Source organism: Janthinobacterium sp. Bl 1 (assembly GCF_058215535.1).
This window is the reverse complement of record NZ_CM177086.1, coordinates 5466696-5483980: the sequence shown is the minus strand read 5'-3', so window position 1 is coordinate 5483980 and position 17285 is coordinate 5466696. Positions and strand designations below refer to the sequence as shown.

General features: G+C 65.3%; 13 protein-coding genes. 8 read left to right on the top strand and 5 right to left on the bottom strand.

Annotated features, from left to right (window positions below; translation table 11 throughout):
• Positions 1 to 114 precede the first annotated feature (114 nt).
• The 8 genes from AC4BCN_RS24710 (at position 115) to AC4BCN_RS24675 (ending at position 9647) form a co-directional block, all read left to right on the top strand.
• Positions 115 to 501, top strand: a complete 387-nt coding sequence (locus AC4BCN_RS24710; protein ID WP_219327789.1) for a hypothetical protein — start codon at positions 115 to 117, stop codon at positions 499 to 501.
• Positions 502 to 520: 19 nt separating this feature from the next.
• The gene (locus tag AC4BCN_RS24705; RefSeq protein WP_338679614.1) at positions 521 to 925 is read left to right on the top strand and encodes an energy transducer TonB; all 405 of its coding nucleotides are present in this window, start codon (positions 521 to 523) and stop codon (positions 923 to 925) included.
• A gap of 433 nt (positions 926 to 1358) precedes the next feature.
• On the top strand, positions 1359 to 1712 hold the full coding sequence (locus tag AC4BCN_RS24700) for an ElaB/YgaM/YqjD family protein (protein WP_034747191.1): 354 nt from the start codon (positions 1359 to 1361) through the stop codon (positions 1710 to 1712).
• Positions 1713 to 1952: 240 nt separating this feature from the next.
• On the top strand, positions 1953 to 4364 hold the full coding sequence (locus tag AC4BCN_RS24695) for a catalase (protein WP_490491984.1): 2412 nt from the start codon (positions 1953 to 1955) through the stop codon (positions 4362 to 4364).
• Between the two features lie 197 nt (positions 4365 to 4561).
• On the top strand, positions 4562 to 6256 hold the full coding sequence (locus AC4BCN_RS24690) for an MFS transporter (RefSeq protein ID WP_456150884.1): 1695 nt from the start codon (positions 4562 to 4564) through the stop codon (positions 6254 to 6256).
• Positions 6243 to 7424 (top strand): HlyD family secretion protein, encoded by a 1182-nt coding sequence (locus AC4BCN_RS24685; RefSeq protein WP_070301358.1) that lies wholly within the window; start codon positions 6243 to 6245, stop codon positions 7422 to 7424. Before AC4BCN_RS24690 ends, AC4BCN_RS24685 begins: the two co-directional genes overlap by 14 nt.
• Positions 7421 to 8815, top strand: coding sequence for an efflux transporter outer membrane subunit (locus AC4BCN_RS24680; protein WP_490491983.1), 1395 nt, complete (start codon positions 7421 to 7423; stop codon positions 8813 to 8815). Before AC4BCN_RS24685 ends, AC4BCN_RS24680 begins: the two co-directional genes overlap by 4 nt.
• Positions 8816 to 8906: 91 nt before the next feature.
• The gene (locus AC4BCN_RS24675; RefSeq protein WP_485881155.1) at positions 8907 to 9647 is read left to right on the top strand and encodes a hypothetical protein; all 741 of its coding nucleotides are present in this window, start codon (positions 8907 to 8909) and stop codon (positions 9645 to 9647) included.
• 39 nt (positions 9648 to 9686) lie between these two features.
• Here AC4BCN_RS24675 and AC4BCN_RS24670 read toward each other — a convergent pair whose 3' ends face one another.
• From AC4BCN_RS24670 to AC4BCN_RS24650, 5 genes are all read right to left on the bottom strand, one after another.
• Positions 9687 to 10664, bottom strand: coding sequence for a hypothetical protein (locus tag AC4BCN_RS24670; protein ID WP_034747205.1), 978 nt, complete (start codon positions 10662 to 10664; stop codon positions 9687 to 9689).
• Between the two features lie 131 nt (positions 10665 to 10795).
• Positions 10796 to 13912: an efflux RND transporter permease subunit gene (locus tag AC4BCN_RS24665; RefSeq protein WP_490491982.1), complete on the bottom strand. Its 3117-nt coding sequence runs from the start codon at positions 13910 to 13912 to the stop codon at positions 10796 to 10798.
• 9 nt (positions 13913 to 13921) lie between these two features.
• Positions 13922 to 15088, bottom strand: a complete 1167-nt coding sequence (locus AC4BCN_RS24660; RefSeq protein ID WP_490491981.1) for an efflux RND transporter periplasmic adaptor subunit — start codon at positions 15086 to 15088, stop codon at positions 13922 to 13924.
• A 12-nt stretch (positions 15089 to 15100) separates the two neighbouring features.
• Positions 15101 to 16513 carry an efflux transporter outer membrane subunit gene (locus AC4BCN_RS24655; protein ID WP_490491980.1) on the bottom strand — a complete coding sequence of 471 codons (1413 nt, stop codon included), beginning with the start codon at positions 16511 to 16513 and terminating at the stop codon, positions 15101 to 15103.
• On the bottom strand, positions 16510 to 17238 hold the full coding sequence (locus AC4BCN_RS24650; protein ID WP_139091103.1) for a CerR family C-terminal domain-containing protein: 729 nt from the start codon (positions 17236 to 17238) through the stop codon (positions 16510 to 16512). Before AC4BCN_RS24650 ends, AC4BCN_RS24655 begins: the two co-directional genes overlap by 4 nt.
• Positions 17239 to 17285: the final 47 nt, after the last annotated feature.

Here is a 17285-nt window from a genome sequence, read left to right as displayed (position 1 = left end):
GGCCAGGGAAGAAAACCGACCAAAAAACTCCCTGAAAGCCTGCCTGGCAAGTAACCGTTGTTGGTTACCAGGAGCAGATGGTGTGGTTTTTATCTTGATAAGAAGAGGTGCACCGTGTCGTCGAAATCCTTCTTTCCGATGGCCGCGGCGCTCTTTGCCGCCGCTGCAGCCGCTGGCGCAAGTCAGCCGTGCGCCCCTGTCGTATCCGTTCAGTACAACGTCAGCGAAAGTTTGCCCGAGCAGTTGATGACTCTCATCACGACTCCGCTTGAACAGTCTTTTTACAAGCTCGAGCGCGTAGCGCAAGTCAATTCCAGCACCAGCCATGGAAGCGTTGAGATAGAAATTCAATTCGATGGCGTAACATCCGAACAGGATTTAACGCGGGTCATTCGTCAAGTTGAACAGCTCAATTTTAGCGGCAGGGTCCACGTCATTTCTCGAGCCATCTTGCTTCGGCCACGTCGTCTGACGCACGCTGCCACTCCCCTGCAACCTTGACAGGCAAGGGTTTATATCAATGTCAACGCCATTTTTTAAAATTTTGCTAGCGGTGGTTTCCGGGGGCGCCTGCTGGGTCGTTAACCTGCCTGCAAATGCGCAATTTGTTAAAGACACAGGATTTGGCCAGCAGGCTTCCAGCATTGATGGCAGCATTGGCGCAAGTTGCCGGAAACCAGTTTACCCGCGTGCCGCGCAGCTTAAACAAGCAGAAGGCACAGTCACTTTGAGCTTTTTGATAGGCGTCAACGGAAAGGTTTTGGATGCCAAGGTGAAAAAATCAAGCGGCAATGCGGATTTGGATGATGCTGCGTTGATTTCCTTGTCTAAATGTCGATTTGAACCTGCCGTCATCGATGGAAAAACGGTTGAGGCTTGGTCCTATATCCAATATGTATGGAGTCTTGAAGAGACAGGTTTCTGATATCGGAACGCCTGGCCCATCGTCCTTGCTATAGAAGCAGCCGTTCGCGCCGTGGTTTCTTTCTTCGATGGATGCCGTCGTTGCGCGTGTGACTGGTGCCGGTGAGGACGATGCGGATCACAACACGCGTTCTCTTCGCTGCGCACGCCGGCCAGGCCTGCCAAACTCGCCTCCATCCCCGTCCGCCCCACCAGGCCGGCGGGGATTGTTATTTCCAACAGGAATTTAAGTCTGTGCCTCAAGGTGTGGCAGCGCACGGTGGCGCGGGGCGGACGCAGTTAAGGTAGTGCCAACAGCTTGCTGCTGATCCACTGTTTGATATGGCTCAGCCCGGCAGCGTTTAGCCGCTTCTTTTTCCCCGAAGCGAGGAGAATCATGATTCGGTCACGGCATCGAGCATGGTTGAAATTATTCACTGTTAAAGGAAACCATCATGAACGCGATTGAAAAAACCAGCTCCGATATGAATGGCACCGCCCAGGATACCCGCCAGGATTTGCACCGCACCATCGACAAGGTGGCAAGCCAGGCCCAGCCCCTGGCCGACAAGGTGGCCACGCGCGCCCATGACAGCGTGGACCAGGTGGGTGAACGCCTCGGCCAGGTCAGCGACAGCGTCAACAAGGCTTCCGAACGCCTGATGGCGCGCGGCAAGCAATTGGGCGCCGCCTGCCAGCGCGCCGGCGAAACGGGCCGCGGCTATGTGCGCGAACGCCCGGCCGTGTCCCTGCTGATCGCGGCAGCGGCTGGTTATGGCCTGTCGAAACTGCTAGGTTCGCGTAAATAAGTTCTGCGCCTTCCTGGAAGGTACTGTCGTGGGCGCTGTTCCCTTCGCCGTCATGGCGGGGGGGCCGGCGCCCACGCGCACAAGGTAGTAACAAGCAGTAAAGGAGAGTGATGATGCGCTCCATTTTGTTGTGGTTGATCGGCATACCTATTCCCATCATTATTTTGATTGCCCTGTTCGTGCGCTGAATGAGGGAGTTGTAGCGTTACTTCCCGGGGCAGACTACTCACAGGAGATGTAATGGCTACCAACAAGAAAACGCCGTCCACGGACGGTGCGGGTTCCGTATTGAGCAGTATGTCCGGCCCATCCGACAGCAATGCGCCGCACAGCCTGGGCGCGGACAATGACGTGACCCGCGCGCTGCTGCAAAAGACGGCCGCCGGCCAGCAGTTGTCCGCCGCCATGGCCGTCAATCCCAAGGAAGATGGCCAGTATGGCGACGCGGCGCGCACGCCGGTCGAAGGCGTGCATGTGGCAACGGGCGAGCCGCTGGCCACGGCCAGCACCACGGCCGAAACGACAGCGTCTCCTAAGACGGGCGACGGTCACCCGGCACTTGGCGAAAATGCGCGCAACGCCTCGCTCGACGGCGCCCGTGCCGACGACAGCGGCTGCGTGCTGACGACGAACCAGGGCGTGCCCGTGGGCGACAACCAGAATTCCTTGAAGGCGGGCTTGCGCGGCCCCACCCTGATGGAAGATTTCATCCTGCGTGAAAAGCTCACGCATTTCGACCATGAACGCATCCCCGAGCGTGTCGTGCATGCGCGCGGTTCGGCCGCCCATGGCTATTTCGAATGCTACAAGGAGCAGAGCAAGCTGACGCGCGCCGCGCCGTTCGCCAAGGCGGGCAAGCGCACGCCCGTCTTCGTGCGCTTTTCCACGGTGGCCGGCGAACGCGGTTCGACCGATACGGCGCGCGACGTGCGCGGCTTCGCCGTGAAGTTTTATACGGACGAGGGCAACTGGGACCTGGTCGGCAATAACATCCCCGTCTTCTTCATCCAGGATGCGATGAAATTTCCCGACGTGGTCCACGCCGTCAAGCCCGAGCCGCACCATGGCATGCCGCAGGCGGCCAGCGCGCACGACACCTTCTGGGATTTTGCGTCGCTGTCGCCGGAAATCACGCACATGCTGATGTGGGTCATGTCGGACCGCGCCATCCCGCGCAGTTATCGGATGATGCAGGGCTTCGGCGTGCACACCTTCCGCCTCGTCAATGCCAAGGGCCAGTCCGTGTTCTGCAAATTCCACTGGTCGCCGATGGCCGGCACGCATTCGCTCGTGTGGGACGAAGCCGTCAAGATCAGCGGCGCCGATTCCGATTTCCACCGGCGCGACCTGTGGGAAGCCATCGAGTGTGGCGAGTATCCCGAATACGAGCTGTCCTTCCAGGTCTTCACGGAAGCGCAGGCGGAAGCGTTCCCCTTTGACGTGCTCGATCCGACCAAGCTGATTCCCGAAGAAGTCGTCCCTCTGATCCCCGTCGGGAAAATGGTCTTGAACCGCAATCCCGACAATTTTTTCGCCGAGACGGAGCAGGTGGCGTTCTGCACGGCGCACATCGTGCCCGGCATTGATTTCAGTAACGACCCGCTGCTGCAGGGGCGCATCCACTCGTATGTCGATACCCAGCTGACGCGCCTGGGCGGCCCGAATTTCCACGAAATTCCCATCAATGCGCCGCTGGCGCCCGTGCACAACAACCAGCGCGACGGCATGCACCGCCAGGCCATCAACCGGGGCCGGGTCGCGTACGAGCCGAACTCGCTGGCGGGCGGCTGTCCGTTCCAGGCGGGGGCGAAAGGTTTCAACAGTTTTCCCGCGTCCGCAGAAGGCGACAAGGTGCGCGGCAAGCCCGAGAAATTCGCCGAGCATTATGGCCAGGCGCGCCTGTTCTGGATCAGCCAGACGCCTGTCGAACAAGAGCACATTGTGCATGCGTTCCGCTTTGAACTGAGCAAGGTGCAGACGGTGGCCATCCGCCAGCGCATCGTCGCCATGCTGCGCAATGTCGACGAGACCCTGGCGCAGCGCCTGGCCGATGGTTTGGGCCTGGCGCTGCCGCCCGTGATGCCGCGCGCTTCCCTGGATCCGCTGCCCGCGTATCCGCCATCGCCAGCCCTGTCGCTCTTTTTCCGCCCTGGCAAGACGGGCATCCATACCCGGCGCGTGGCCATCCTCGTGGGGCCGGGCAGCGATGGCGCGCAGGTGCGCAGCATCTATGCCGCGCTGCTGGCCGACGGCGCCGCGCCGCGCCTGGTGGGCAGCCACCTGGGTAAAGTCGACACGAGCGGCGGGGCGCCGCTGGCCGTGGAAATCTCGCTCGAAGCGGGGCCGGGGGTGCTGTTCGACGCCGTCGTGGTGCCCGACGGCCAGGGCGCCGTGCAGCAGCTGGGCAGCGACGCCAATGCGCTCGACTTCCTGCGCCTGCAATACCGCCACTGCAAGCCGATGCTGGCCATCGGCGCGGGCAAGGACCTGCTGGACAAGGCGGGCGTGCCGGTGACCCTGCCCGACGGCAAGCCTGATCCCGCCATCATCGTCGCGCCATCCGGCGACGTAGTGAAAGCCGTGGCTGCGTTCAAGAAAGCGCTGGCCGCGCACCGGGCGTTTGCGCGCGAGACAGACCCGCCGCGGGTGTGAGTGACCGCGCTTGAACGGAGGACAGGGCGGCTGGGCACGACGCCAACGCTGCTCGACTTCCGCGCGCAATTGCGTGCAGCAATGTAAACAATAAAAACGTCCTGCGGTGCTATGCTGCTGACTAGAACTGTTCATTTGCCACCATCTGTATAACAGCAGCAAGGAACGGCTTCAGCAAACCGGATCGCGATTACCGCATGGACAAGTACACACCTCGCACCTGGGGGCCGGGCGAACGCCCGACCTTGCCCGGGTCGCCATCGATGCCCGAACATTCGACGCCCAAGCGTGTCGCGTATTTCATCGTCGGCCTGATCGTCGCGCTGACGGGGGGACTGGGCAATGGCCTGGTGACGGCCAATTTGCTGAACCTGCAAGGTTCGCTGGCCGCCTATGCCTACCAGATGCAGTGGCTGCCGGCCGCCTACGTGATGACCATCGTTTCCATGAATCTGCTGCTGGTGAAGTTCCGCCAGCAGTTCGGCCTGCGCCTGTTTACGGAAGCGTTCCTGGTGCTGTATGCGCTGGTGACGTTCGCCCACTTGTACGCTAATACCTTGCCGTCGGCGATCGCCGTGCGGGCCGCGCATGGCATGGTGGGCGGCGCGCTGGGCGTGCTGGGGCTGTACTACACCTTGCAGGCGTTTCCCGCGCGGCACCGCCTGAAGGGCGTGGTGCTGGGCCTGGGCTTTGCCCAATTGGCCTTGCCGCTGGCGCGCATCTTCACGTCCGAACTGCTGCAGATCGGTGAATGGCACGGCCTGTACCTGTTCGAACTGGGACTGGCCCTGCTGGCGCTGGGCTGTGTGCTGGCCCTGAAGCTGCCGCCCGGCGACCGCGTGCAGACGTTCGAGCCGCTCGATTTCCTCACTTTCATCCTGTTCGCGCCCGGCGTGGCGCTGCTCTGTGCCGTGCTGGCGCAGGGGCGCACGGCATGGTGGATGGAGTCCGAATGGGTGGGCGTGTGCCTGGCGTGCTCCATCGTGCTGATCGCCGCCTCGCTGGCCATCGAGCATAACCGCGCGCGTCCGCTGCTCAACACGCGCTGGCTTACGACGGGCAAGATCGCCAAGCTGTTTTTATCGGTGCTGCTGTTTCGCATCGTGCTGTCCGAATCGACGGGCGCCGTCGGCTTTCTGCAGGCGCTGGGCCTGAACACGGACCAGATGCAGAACCTGTTCGTCGTGGTGCTGCTGGGTAGCGTGGCGGGCCTGGTGGTCAGCGCGCTGACGATCAATCCGGCGACCTTGAACCGCTCGCTGATGTTCGCGCTGCTGCTGATCGCTGCCGGCGCCCTGATCGACGCGCACGCCACCAGCCAGACGCGCCCCGTCAACATGTATGTGAGCCAGTTCCTGCTGGCATTTGGCGGCACGTATTTTCTCGGTCCCACGATGGTGGCGGGCATGGGCGCCGTGATCGCCGAACCGCGCAACCTCGTGAGCTTTTCCGTGATGTTTACCATGACGCAGAACCTGGGCGGTCTGCTCGGTGCGGCCATCGTCGGCACCATCCAGACGGCGCGCGAAAAATACCATTCCAGCTATCTGGTCGAGCATCTCACCATGCTCGATCCGCAGGTGGCGGCGCGCGTGCAGTCGGGCGCCGCAAGCTATGGCGGCGTACTGATGGACCCTGCCTTGCGCAGCGCCCAGGGCGTGGCGCGCCTGGGCGCCGTCGCCACGCGCGAAGCCAATGTGCTGGCCTATAACGACGTTTTTTTGATGATCGCCGGCGTTGCCATCGCCACCCTGATCTGGATGCTGGTCAGCCAGTCCTGGACCCGCATCACCACCGGCGCGCGCCGCCTGGTCGGCCCCGTGCGCGATGCGCAGACGGCCATGGCCATCGTCCCCATTACCAATTCGGAACCGAGCAATGACAGAAAATAATACTCCGCCACCAGCACCGACAACGCCCGCAGCCGCGACCACGCCGGCGCCAACCACTTCCACGGCGCAGCCGGACCGCCGCCACCAGTGGCTGTCCGCGCTGGCCTTTGCCGCCGTGGCCCTGGTGGGCGTGCTGATCGTGCTGTATGCGTGGCGTCTGCCGCCGTTCACGAGTCCCATCGTGACGACGGAAAACGCCACCGTGCGGGGGCAGGTGACCATCATTGGCACGCAGCTGTCGGGCTATGTGGTGGAGGTGACGGTGCAGGATTTCATGGACGTCAAGGAAGGCCAGCTGCTGGTGCGCATCGACGACCGCATCTACCAGCAGCGCTACGAGCAGGCGCAGGCCCAGTTGGCCGCGCAGCAGGCGGCGCTGTCGAACTGGGCGCAGCAAAAGGCCAGCGCGCAGGCGGGCATTTCCGTCAGCGAGGCCGTGATGGCGAATGCGGAAGCGCAAGCGCGCAAGGCCAGCGCCGACCTCAATCGCGTGGAGCAGCTGGTGGCCGATGGCTCGCTGTCGCAGCGCGAACACGACCAGTCGCGCGCCACGCAGGCGCAGATGGCGGCGGCGCTGGCGCAGGCGCGCGCCAATCTCGACATCGCCCAGCAAAGCGTGCATAGCGTGGTGGTCAACAAGCAGGCGCTGGAAGCGGCCGTGGCCAATGCGCAGGCGGCCGTCAAGGCGGCGAAGATCGACCTCGATAACACGCGCATCGTGGCGCCATCCGATGGCCAACTGGGTCAGGTGACAGTGCGCCAGGGCGCGTACGTGAATTCGGGCGCGCAGCTGATGGCGCTGGTGCCGCGCCAGATGTGGGTGATTGCCAATTTCAAGGAAACGCAGATGAACGGCGTGCAGGAAGGGCAGAGCGCCACTTTCCACGTCGACGCGCTCGACGGCGCCGTGCTGACGGGCCAGGTCGAGCGCATTTCGCCGGCCACCGGTTCCGAGTTTTCCGTGCTGCCGGCCGATAACGCGACGGGAAATTACCTTAAAATCGCCCAGCGCATTCCCGTGCGCATCCGCATCGATCCGGGGCAGGCGAATGCGCGCCGCCTCGTGCCCGGCATGTCGGTGGTGGTCAGCGTCGATACGTCCGCCGTGCTGAACGACTCGGCGGACAATCCGGCGCCGCCACCGCCGCCGAAGAAGGCCAAGCCATGAAGCGCCGTTTCCTGCTGATGGCCGGCGCGCTGGCGCTGGCCGGTTGTGCCGCCAACGCGCCACCGCAGCCTGCGTCGGCACTGCAGCTGCCATCCGGCTGGCGCGCTCAGGCCATCGGCGCACCTGCGGCGACTGAGGCCCATGTCGAGCAGTTGTGGTGGCAAGCCTTCGGCGACCCGGTCTTGAGCGACCTGGTGGGCGAGGCGCTGGCGCGCAATGGCGACTTGCGCGTGGCGCGCGCCCGCGTGCAGGAATACCGCGCGCGCCTGGCGCAGGCCGATGCGAACCGCGCGCCCAACCTGGCCTTCGACGGCTCGCCCACGCGCACGCGCACCCTCGCGTCCAGCGGCAAACCGTACGTGACGAATGTCTTCCAGGCGGAACTGCAGGCCAGTTATGAGATCGACGTATGGGGCCGGCTGGCCAGCCTGAGCGATGCGGCCGGCGAGAGCTACCGCGCCGAGCAGGCCAGCCTCGATGCGGCGGCCCTGTCGATCGCCGCCAGTGTGGCGACGGCTTATCTGAACCTGCGGGGGCTCGACGCGCAGCTGGCGCTCACGCAATCGACCCTGCAGCTGCGCGAACAGTCGCGCGAGCTGGCGCGCAAGCAGTTCGAGGTGGGCTACAGCTCGCGCCTGGAATGGCTGCAGGCGCAATCGGAATACCATGCGGCGGCGGAACAGGTGCCGCAGCTGCAGCGGCAGATCTTCGAACAGGAAAACGCGCTGGCCATCCTCGTGGGCGGCAATCCCGGTCCCATCGCGCGCGGCTTGCCGCTGTCCGAGCTGGCGGCGCCTGGCGTGCCGGCCGGCTTGCCATCCGAATTGCTGCGCCGGCGGCCCGATATCGCGCGCGCGGAACACAACCTGGCAGCCGCCAACGCCAGCCTGGCCGCCACGCGCGACCAGCTGCTGCCTTCGTTCAAGCTGACGGCTGTCGGCGGCGGGCAAGCGACAACACTCACCGATTTCCTGCATGCGCCCACTGCCTTGTGGCGCCTGACGGCGCTGGCGGCCGGCCCCCTGTTCGATGGCGGGCGCGTGCAGGCGCAGACGGATGCGGCGGGCGCCCAGCGCGACCAGCTCGTGTACACATATGAAAACGTGGTGCGCAATGCCTTCGCCGAAACGGAGAACAGCCTGGGCGCCATCTACCGGCTGCAGCAGCAAGCCGTGGAAAACGATGCGCGCCGCGCCACGGCGGCCGACACCCTGCGCATCGCGCACAACCGCTACCGCAACGGCTATGCCTCGTACCTGGAAGAACTCGACGCCCAGCGCACCCTGTACAGTGCCGACGTGGGACTGTTGCAGCTGAAGACGCGCATCCTCGTCGCCTCGGTGGACCTGTACCGCGCCATGGGCGGCGGCTGGTCGGCCAAGGCGCAATAGGCGCGTGTGCACGGCGTGGCCAGTGTAATATTCTGAGCAGGGAAAGCGGCGGCATGGTGCCGGCTGCTCCCATCACGAACGAGGTCGCAGCATGACGATTTTTGGCATAGGCATCCACATCCTGATCGCGGTATTTTTTGCGGTCCACGTGGTGCGCAACGGGCAGCAGCTGTACTGGCTGCTCATCTTGTTCATGTTCCCGCTGCTGGGCAGCGTGGTGTATTTCTTCGCCATCTACCTGCCCAATTCGCGCCTGCCGCAAGGCGCGCGCAAGGTTGCGTCGGTGGCAGTGCAGGTGCTCGATCCGAACCGCGAATTGCGCGAGGCGAAAGCGGCCTTCGAGTACACGCCGACGGCGCAAAACCAGATGCGCCTGGCCAGCGCGCAGCTCGAAGCGGGCAATGCAAAGGAAGCGGCATCGACCTACGAAGCCTGCCTGCAGGGAGCGTTCGCATCGGACCTGGAAATTCGCCTGGGCGCGGCGCGCGCCTACCTGGAGTGCGAACGGGGCGCCGAAGCGCTGACGCACCTGGAATTCATCCGCCGCAGCGACATCCATTTCCGTCCCGAGATGGTGTCCCTGCTGACGGCGCGCGCGCTGGCGCAAAGCGGGCGGCAGGTGGAAGCGAAAGCGGAATTCGACGATGCGCTGACGCGCTACAACAGCTTCGAGTGCCGTGCCGAGTGCGCGATCTGGGCGCTGCAGCAGGGCGACAAGGTGTTGTCGGAACGCCTGCTGCTCGATATCGACAGCGCCATGGCCCGCTGGAGCAGCCATACGCGTGCCATGTATGCGCCGCTGCTGGCGCGCCTGGAAGCGGCGCGCAAGTAGCTGGCTTACGTGGGGTCAGACCCGGCGGGTCTGATCCCATTAGACGCCAGGCACCGTATTCTTCCCTTCAATCAGTTTATATCCCTTGCCATCGAAGCCGTAGCGCGCGTGGTTGTTCAGGGGCGTGGCGATGCGCGGCGGGTCTTCGTCGGGCTTGACCGTGACGCCGGGCTTGATCTTCTCGGAGGCGCCCTTGAAATCGATCAGCAAGTCATCGTAGGCGCCGCCATTGCGCGCCGGCGCGAAGCGCCAGTTCCCCTTGACCATCCAGCACTCGTCCGTCTCGGGCCCGCAGGCGCCCATATTGTCCGAATACAGGTCGATGGCGCCATCGAGTGAGGTGACCTTGCCGTCGCCGATTTCAAACAGGGCCAGTTGCGTGATGGTGTAGCCCTGGCCCGTATAGCCATGGCGGATCGCCAGTCCCGGCTTGTTCGCGCCCAGCATGACCCAGTGGACTTCGCCGAGCTGCCCCGACGAACCCAGGGCGGCGATGTTTTCCAGGCGTTTCACGACTTGCCACTGGCCGTCTTCCGGCTGGCCCTTGGGCGCCAGGAAAAAGACATTCAGCAGCCCCGGCGAAGCATGCGCCGATTCGGCCGTGCCTTCCGTGTTGGCCGTTTCCGCATTCGCCACCAGGATGGCGCTGCCATCGGGCAGCAGCTTGTGGCTGACGGCGCTGACCACGTAACTGAGCTTGTCGACGTGGTTATCGGGATCGGGCAGGTCGGCCAGCGCATCTTCGCTGTCGCTGCGGTAGTCCTTGCCGAAGACGGCGCGCATCATGCCCACTTCGCGCTCGCGCGCCTGGGGCGTGTTCATCGCTTCCGTCCTGGGGGCGGTGGCGGATGGCGGCGGCACGTGTTCGGCCGATGCGGTGTCTGCTGCGGCTGCGGCAGCGGGGACTTCGGTGACCACGTCAGCTGCCAGGTCGGCGCTGGCGGGGGCGGTCTTGTCCGAGCAGGCGCCGAGCAGCGCGGATGCCATCAGCAGGACGAGCGGGGTGCGGTAATTCATAGGCAGGGCAGATTGCGTTCATGGAGAATGGGCGCAGTATGCCAGATAGATGAAAGCGAGGGAGCGCGGCCTGGCGGCCGGTCCCTCGTTTCCTTGCCCGCAGGGGGCGATTTTGCAATTGACCGTGGCGCTTATTTTTCCAGTGCCACCTTGTCATCGCGCCGCAGCGGCGCCTTCTGGCGGCGCAGTTTCGCCATGCCGCGCTTGAGCAGGTGCTCGAGGTCGTCGATGTAGGTGAACACGGCCGGCACCACCAGCAGGCTCAACAGGGTCGACGTGATCAGGCCGCCGATGACGGTAATGGCCATCGGCGAACGGAAGCTGGGGTCGGCGCCCCAGCCCAGCGCCAGCGGCATCATGCCGGCGCCCATGGCGATCGTCGTCATCAGGATGGGGCGGCTGCGCTTGTGGCAGGCGTCGACCAGCGCATCGAAGCGGTTCATGCCGGCCTGGCGCGCCAGGATCGCATAGTCGACCAGCAGGATCGAGTTCTTGGTGACGATCCCCATCAGCATGATCAGGCCGATCATCGACGGCATCGACAGGGCGCTGCCCGTAATCAGGAGCGCCACGAAGGCGCCGCCGATCGACAGCGGCAACGCCGCCAGGATGGTCACCGGCTGCATGAAGTCCTTGAACAGCAGCACCAGCACGCAGTAGATGCACAGCACGCCGATCAGCATGGCCAGGCCGAAGCTGGCGAACAACGAGGCCATCTCCTGCGCGTCGCCCAGTTCGGCGATCTTCACGGATGGCGGCAAGTTCTTCATCGACGGCAGCGCGCGCGCCTCTTCATTCAGTTCGCCCAGGGTGCGCGAACCGAGTTCCACGTCGAGGGTCACATTGCGGCTGCGGTTCAGGCGGTCGATCTGCGCCGGGCCGCTTTCCATCGTCACGCTGGCCACGTTCGCCAGGCGCACGGGACCATTCTTGCCGGGCACGGTCAGGCGCTCGATGGCGGCCAGGTCGGCGCGCACGCTGTTGGGCAGCTTGACGCGGATCGGCACTTGCCGCTCGGGCAGGTTCATTTTCGTCAGGTCCGTGTCGTAGTCGCCGGCCGTGGCCACGCGCACCGTTTCGCCGATGGCCGCTGCCGTCACGCCCAGGTCGGCCGCCTTGGCGAAATCGGGACGCACGATGATTTCCGGGCGCACCAGCGAGGCGCTGGAATTGACGTTGCCGATGCCTTTCAGGCCGCGCAGTTCGCGCTCGACCTTTTGCGCCGCCGCCATCAACGCCACCGGGTCTTCCGAGCGCAGCACCAGCTGCATCTTGACGCCGGTGTCGGGCGGTCCCACCGTGAAGCGGGCGCCGGGGATGGTATCGAGCTTCTGGCGCAGCTGGGTTTCCAGGTCCGCCATCGATTCCTTGCGATCGGTGCGGTGCACGGTGGTCAGGGTCAGCACGGCGCGGCGCGCCTCGGCCGCGGCGCCGGGGGCGAAGGCATCGCCGCTCGAGCCGCCGCCTATCGAACTGAAGACGCCCTCGATGCCCGGCGTGCGCATGGCCGCATCGCGCGCCAGGGCTGCCACGGCCTGCGTTTCGCCCAGAGTGGAGCCGGGCGGCAGTTCCAGGTTGATCTGCGTCTGCGCACGGTCGGCGGCCGGCACGAAACCGGTCGGCAGCAGCGGCACGAGCGCGATGGCGCCGACAAAGAACAGGGCCGCGGCGATGGCCGTGATGCCGCGGTGGTTCAGGCACCAGCGCATGACCGTCAGGTAGCGCGTCATCAGCCAGCCATCCTGCTCTTCCTTGTGCGGCAGCGGTTTCAGGATATAGGCCGCCATCATCGGGGTGAGCAGCCGCGCCACCACCAGCGAGGCCAGCACGGCCAGCACGGCGGTCCAGCCGAACTGCTTGAAGAACAGGCCGGGAATGCCGCTCATGAAGGCCGTCGGCAGGAACACGGCCACCAGCGCGAAGGTGGTGGCGATGACCGCCATGCCGATTTCGTCGGCTGCTTCCATGGCCGCTTCCATCGGCGACTTGCCCATGCGCAGATGGCGCTCGATGTTTTCGATTTCCACGATGGCGTCGTCGACCAGCACGCCGACGACCAGGGCCAGCGACAGCAGGGTGACGGTATTGAGCGTGTAGCCGAACCAGTAGATGCCGAGGAAGGCGGGCATCACGGACAGGGGCAGGGCGGCGGCGGCCACCAAAGTGGCGCGCCAGTCGCGCAGGAACCACCACACCACCAGCACGGCCAGCAATGCGCCTTCGTACAGCAGCTCCATCGAGCCGTCGAAGTTTTCCTCGACGGGGAAGGCATTGTCGATCGACTGCTGCAGCACCACGTTCGGGTTTTCCTTCTGCAGGTCGGCGATGGCGTCGCGCGCGCCCTTGGCGACGGCCACTTCGCTGGCACCCTTGGTGCGGAACACTTCAAAGGCGACGACCGTTTTGCCATCCTGCTCGGCCAGCGCGCGCGGTTCGGCGATGGTGTCGCGCACGGTGGCGACCTGGTCCAGGCGCACATGGCGCCCGTCCGGCAGCGGCACTTCCACGCGCGACAGTTCATCGGCCGTTTTCACGGTGGCGATGGTGCGCACCGACTGCTCGGCGCCGCTGATGTCGCCCCTGCCGCCAGGCGCTTCGCGCTGCACCAGGCGCAGCTGGCGCGACACGTCGAGGGCCGACACTTTCAATGCGGCCATGCGCGCCTCGTCGAGTTCCACCTGAATCTCGCGGTAGACGCCGCCGACTCTGGTGACGGCGCCCACGCCGGGCACGGTCAAGAGGCGCTTGGCCACCGTGTTGTCGACGAACCAGGACAGGTCGGGAGAGTCGAGCGGGTTGTCCACGCCCGGCTTCGCCGTGGCGATAAAGGTCAGCACGACCCTGCCTGCCGTGGAAGCCTTGGTGACGGTGGGGTCGCGCAGCTCGGCCGGCATGTCCGCCTTGACGCGCGCGACCGCGTCGCGCACATCGTTGACGGCTTCGGCGATCTGCTTTTCCAGGATGAATTCGACGGTCACTGTGACGACGCCATCGAGCACCTTGGTATAGATGTTTTTCACGCCTTGCAGGGTGGCGACGGAATCTTCGATCTTGCGCGCCACTTCCGTTTCCAGCTGGGCTGGTGCCGCGCCGGGCAGCACGGCGCTGACGGTGACGATGGGCAGTTCGATGTCGGGGAAATCTTGCACCGGATTGGCCTTGTAGGCCAGCAGACCGGCCAGGGTCAGCAGCGCGAACAGCATGATGGCCGGGATCGGATTCTTGATCGAGAGGGAGGAAAAATTCATGGCCTCTCCTTACTTTTTCGCTGCCGGTGCTACGGCAGCCTTGGCCGCTGCCGGAGCCTGTACATTGCGTACCAGATCGCCGTCATTGAGGAAGCCTGCGCCGCTGACGACGATGGTGGTGTCGGCCGTGATGCCGCCAAGGATTTCAATGCGGTCGCTCAGGCGCCGTCCGGCCTGCACCTTGATCTGGCTGACCCGCTGGTCGGGATTGAGGCGGAAGACATAGCTGAAACCATCGCGCACGGCGATCGCCTGCTGTGGCACGGTCAGCGCGCCCGAGGTGCCGAGTTCGAATTCGCCGCTGGCGTACATGCCGGCCTTGAACGGCGCGTTGCTGCCCGTGCCGGCAGGCAGGTCGACATACACGAGGGCGGAACGCGTCTGCGGATCGACGGTAGGGGCGATCATGCGCACCTTGCCCGTCAAGACGCTGCCGTTGGCCGCCTTCACTTGCGCCAGGGTGCCCGGTTTCAGATTCAGCAGCTCGGTGGCCGTCACTTCGGCGCGCCATTCGAGGCGGCCCTGGCGGATCATGCGGAACAGTTCCGTGCCGGCGCCCACCACCGACCCCACGGTGGCCGAGCGCGAAGAGATGATGCCGCTGTCGGGCGCCACCACCTGCGTGTATTTCAGGCGCAGCTGCTGCGACGCCAGCTGCGCCTTGGCGGACGCGATGCGTGCGTTGGCCGTCTGTTCGGCCGTCAGGTACTGGCTGATCTGCTGCGCGCTGATGGCGCCCGTGCTTTGCAGCGAGCGGGCGCGCTGCGCGTTGGCGGCGGCTTCCGCCGCATTGGCTTGCGCTTCCAGCACGGCGGCCTTGGCCTGCGCCACGTCGGCGTTCACCGTGTCGTTCGAGAACACGGCCAGCACCTGGCCGGCGCGCACGACGTCGCCCACGTTCACGCGCACGTCGGTCAGGCGCAAGCCGTTCGATTCGCTGCCGATGACGGCTTCCTGCCAGGCGGCCACGTTGCCGTTGGCCTTCAGCTTGATGGGCAGGCTGGCCGTTTGCGGCTTGGCCGTGGTGACGGTGAGCGCCGGTTTTTGCGCCGCGTTTTTATCCTTGGCGTCGTCGGCCGCCGTGGAGGAAGGGGAGTACAGGGCCACGCCGGCGCCCAGCATCACGCAAAGGGCGGCCAGGACGAGCGCCATCGGTTTCAAGGTCATTTTTTTCATGTTGTGTATCCGTCAGGGGGCGTTGTTGGCGATGGCGCTGCTGGTCCAGCCGCCGCCGGCGGCGCGGTACAGCGCCACCCAGGCGGCGCTGCGTTCGCGCTCGAGGTTGACCACCGTGTTTTCGGCGGCCAGGCGCGTGCGGCGCGCGTCTTCCAGTTCGATCAGGCTGGCCAGGCCATTTTTGTAGCGGTCTTCCGTGGCGACGAACGACACGCGGTAGCCTTCCAGAGCCGTTTTCGCATGGCTGCTGCGCTCGTCCGTGCTGGCCAGGTTGACCAGTGCCTCTTCCACTTCGCGCACGGCCTGGCGCACGCCGGCGCGGTATTTCACCACGGCTTCGTCGTAGCGCGCCGTGGCCGCATCGATCTGCGCGCGGCGGGTGCCGCCGTCGAAGATGGGCAGGCTGACGGCCAGCGGGCCGATGCTCCAGGTGCTGGCCGTGATGCTGGTGCCGCTGGCGCGGATATTGCCCTTGCCGATGGAGCCGGCCAGGCTCAGGCGGGGATAGCGCTGCGCCTGCGCACCGCGTACTTCGAAGCTGGCGGCCGCCACTTCACGTTCGGCGCTGTAGACATCGGGGCGCTGGCCCAGGGTTTGCGCCGGCAGTTCCGCAATCGCCACGGGCGAGGGCAGGATGGCGGGGCTGGCCGCCAATTTTTCGCGCAGCGACGCTTCCGGCATGGCCGACAGGGCCACCAGCGCCTTGATATTCACGTCGCAGGCGGCGCGCTGTTCGATGGCGCGGCTGGCGCCTTCGGCGGCGCTGGCGCGGGCCAGCGCTGCATTGGCGGGCGGCTGGAAGCCGGCTTCGGCGCTCAGTTCCGTCAGGCGTGCCGAGTCGCGGCGCGAGACGGCATCCTGTTCGGACACGGCTTGCAATTGCTGGCAGGTGCGCAAGGCGTAATACTGGTTCGCCACTTCGGCGGCCACCGAGACGCGCGCCTCATGCCAGAGCGCGCGGGCGCTGTCGTAGCGCTCCTGGGACGCATCGCGCGTGGCGCGGTTGGCGCCGAACACGTCGATTTCCCACGACGCCTGCAGCGCGGCCTGCGAGGTGGTGCCGCTGGGCTGTGCCGATTGCTGGCTGGTGCGCACCACGCTGCCCGTCGCGTCCAAGGTGGGCGCCAGCGCGGCGCCGCTGGCGATGCGGTCCGCGCGTGCCTGCACGATGCGCGTGCCGGCGGCGGCGATGGTCGGGCTGACTTGCTGCGCGTCGTTGATCAATTCCACCAGCAGGCTGTCGCCCTGGCCCTGCCACCAGTTGGCCAGGTCCGTCAGCTTGCCGTTGTGCGGCAGCGGCGCCTGCCACTGCGCGGGCGCGCTGGCGGCCACCGCTGCGGGCGGCCCCTGCAGGGCGCAACCGCCCAGCGCCAGCACGATGCTGGCGGCCAGGACGCGTTGAACGGTGCATCGAATAGTCGTCATGCTGGTCCTTCTGCTTGTCGTTGAGGTGTAGAGGGTGAGGGAGGAATGGCCAGGCGCCGGCGCTCCACATCGGCCATGGCCAGCGCGTAGTCGGTCAGGCGCGCCAGCCAGGTGTCGATCGCATGCGGCGATTCCAGCAGTTGCGGGCGCAAGGTGTGCAGCACCTCGGTGCCCACCATGTGCTGCAGTGCCAGCGAAGCGATGGAAAACGCCAGCCGGTGCATGTCGTCGCTGTTGTCGGGGGCGCCCAGGTGACGCGCCAGCACGCGCGTGAGCGCTTCGTGTTCGGGGCGGATGTTCTGGTCGATCTCGCGCGCCCACAGGCCCGTCGGTTCGAGCATTTCGCGGCACCACAGGCGCATGCAGTCGCGCGCGATGTCGCCCTGCTGCATGGGAGCGAGCAATTGCGCATAAAAGCCTTCCAGGCTTTGGCGCAAGGTGAAATGCGGTTGCTCGTACAGGGCGATATTATCTTGCGGGTCCGCTGACTGCTGCGCAAAGGCGGCGCGGTACAGTCCCGCCTTGTCGCCAAAATAATAGCTGATGGCGGCCGCGTTGGTGCCGGCCGCCTGCGCCAGTTCGCGCGTGGACGTCTTGGCGTAGCCTTGCTCGGCAAACAGGCGGATGGCGCTATGCAGCAGCCGCTCGCGCGACTGCTCGCCGTCGGAACGGGGCTTGCGCCCGTCGTCGGCATGGGAAGTGGGGATGGCGTTTTTTTCAATCATGCCGGAGATTTAATCATATATCTCAAACGATTGATATAACTAAGCCG

Coding starts and splice junctions, on each gene's coding strand:
- AC4BCN_RS24705 (WP_338679614.1), top strand. CDS start 521: ATGTCAACGCCATTTTTTAAAATTTTGCTAGCGGTGGTTTCCGGGGGC.
- AC4BCN_RS24700 (WP_034747191.1), top strand. CDS start 1,359: ATGAACGCGATTGAAAAAACCAGCTCCGATATGAATGGCACCGCCCAG.
- AC4BCN_RS24695 (WP_490491984.1), top strand. CDS start 1,953: ATGGCTACCAACAAGAAAACGCCGTCCACGGACGGTGCGGGTTCCGTA.
- AC4BCN_RS24690 (WP_456150884.1), top strand. CDS start 4,562: ATGGACAAGTACACACCTCGCACCTGGGGGCCGGGCGAACGCCCGACC.
- AC4BCN_RS24685 (WP_070301358.1), top strand. CDS start 6,243: ATGACAGAAAATAATACTCCGCCACCAGCACCGACAACGCCCGCAGCC.
- AC4BCN_RS24680 (WP_490491983.1), top strand. CDS start 7,421: ATGAAGCGCCGTTTCCTGCTGATGGCCGGCGCGCTGGCGCTGGCCGGT.
- AC4BCN_RS24675 (WP_485881155.1), top strand. CDS start 8,907: ATGACGATTTTTGGCATAGGCATCCACATCCTGATCGCGGTATTTTTT.
- AC4BCN_RS24670 (WP_034747205.1), bottom strand. CDS start 10,664: ATGAATTACCGCACCCCGCTCGTCCTGCTGATGGCATCCGCGCTGCTC.
- AC4BCN_RS24665 (WP_490491982.1), bottom strand. CDS start 13,912: ATGAATTTTTCCTCCCTCTCGATCAAGAATCCGATCCCGGCCATCATG.
- AC4BCN_RS24660 (WP_490491981.1), bottom strand. CDS start 15,088: ATGAAAAAAATGACCTTGAAACCGATGGCGCTCGTCCTGGCCGCCCTT.
- AC4BCN_RS24655 (WP_490491980.1), bottom strand. CDS start 16,513: ATGACGACTATTCGATGCACCGTTCAACGCGTCCTGGCCGCCAGCATC.
- AC4BCN_RS24650 (WP_139091103.1), bottom strand. CDS start 17,238: ATGATTGAAAAAAACGCCATCCCCACTTCCCATGCCGACGACGGGCGC.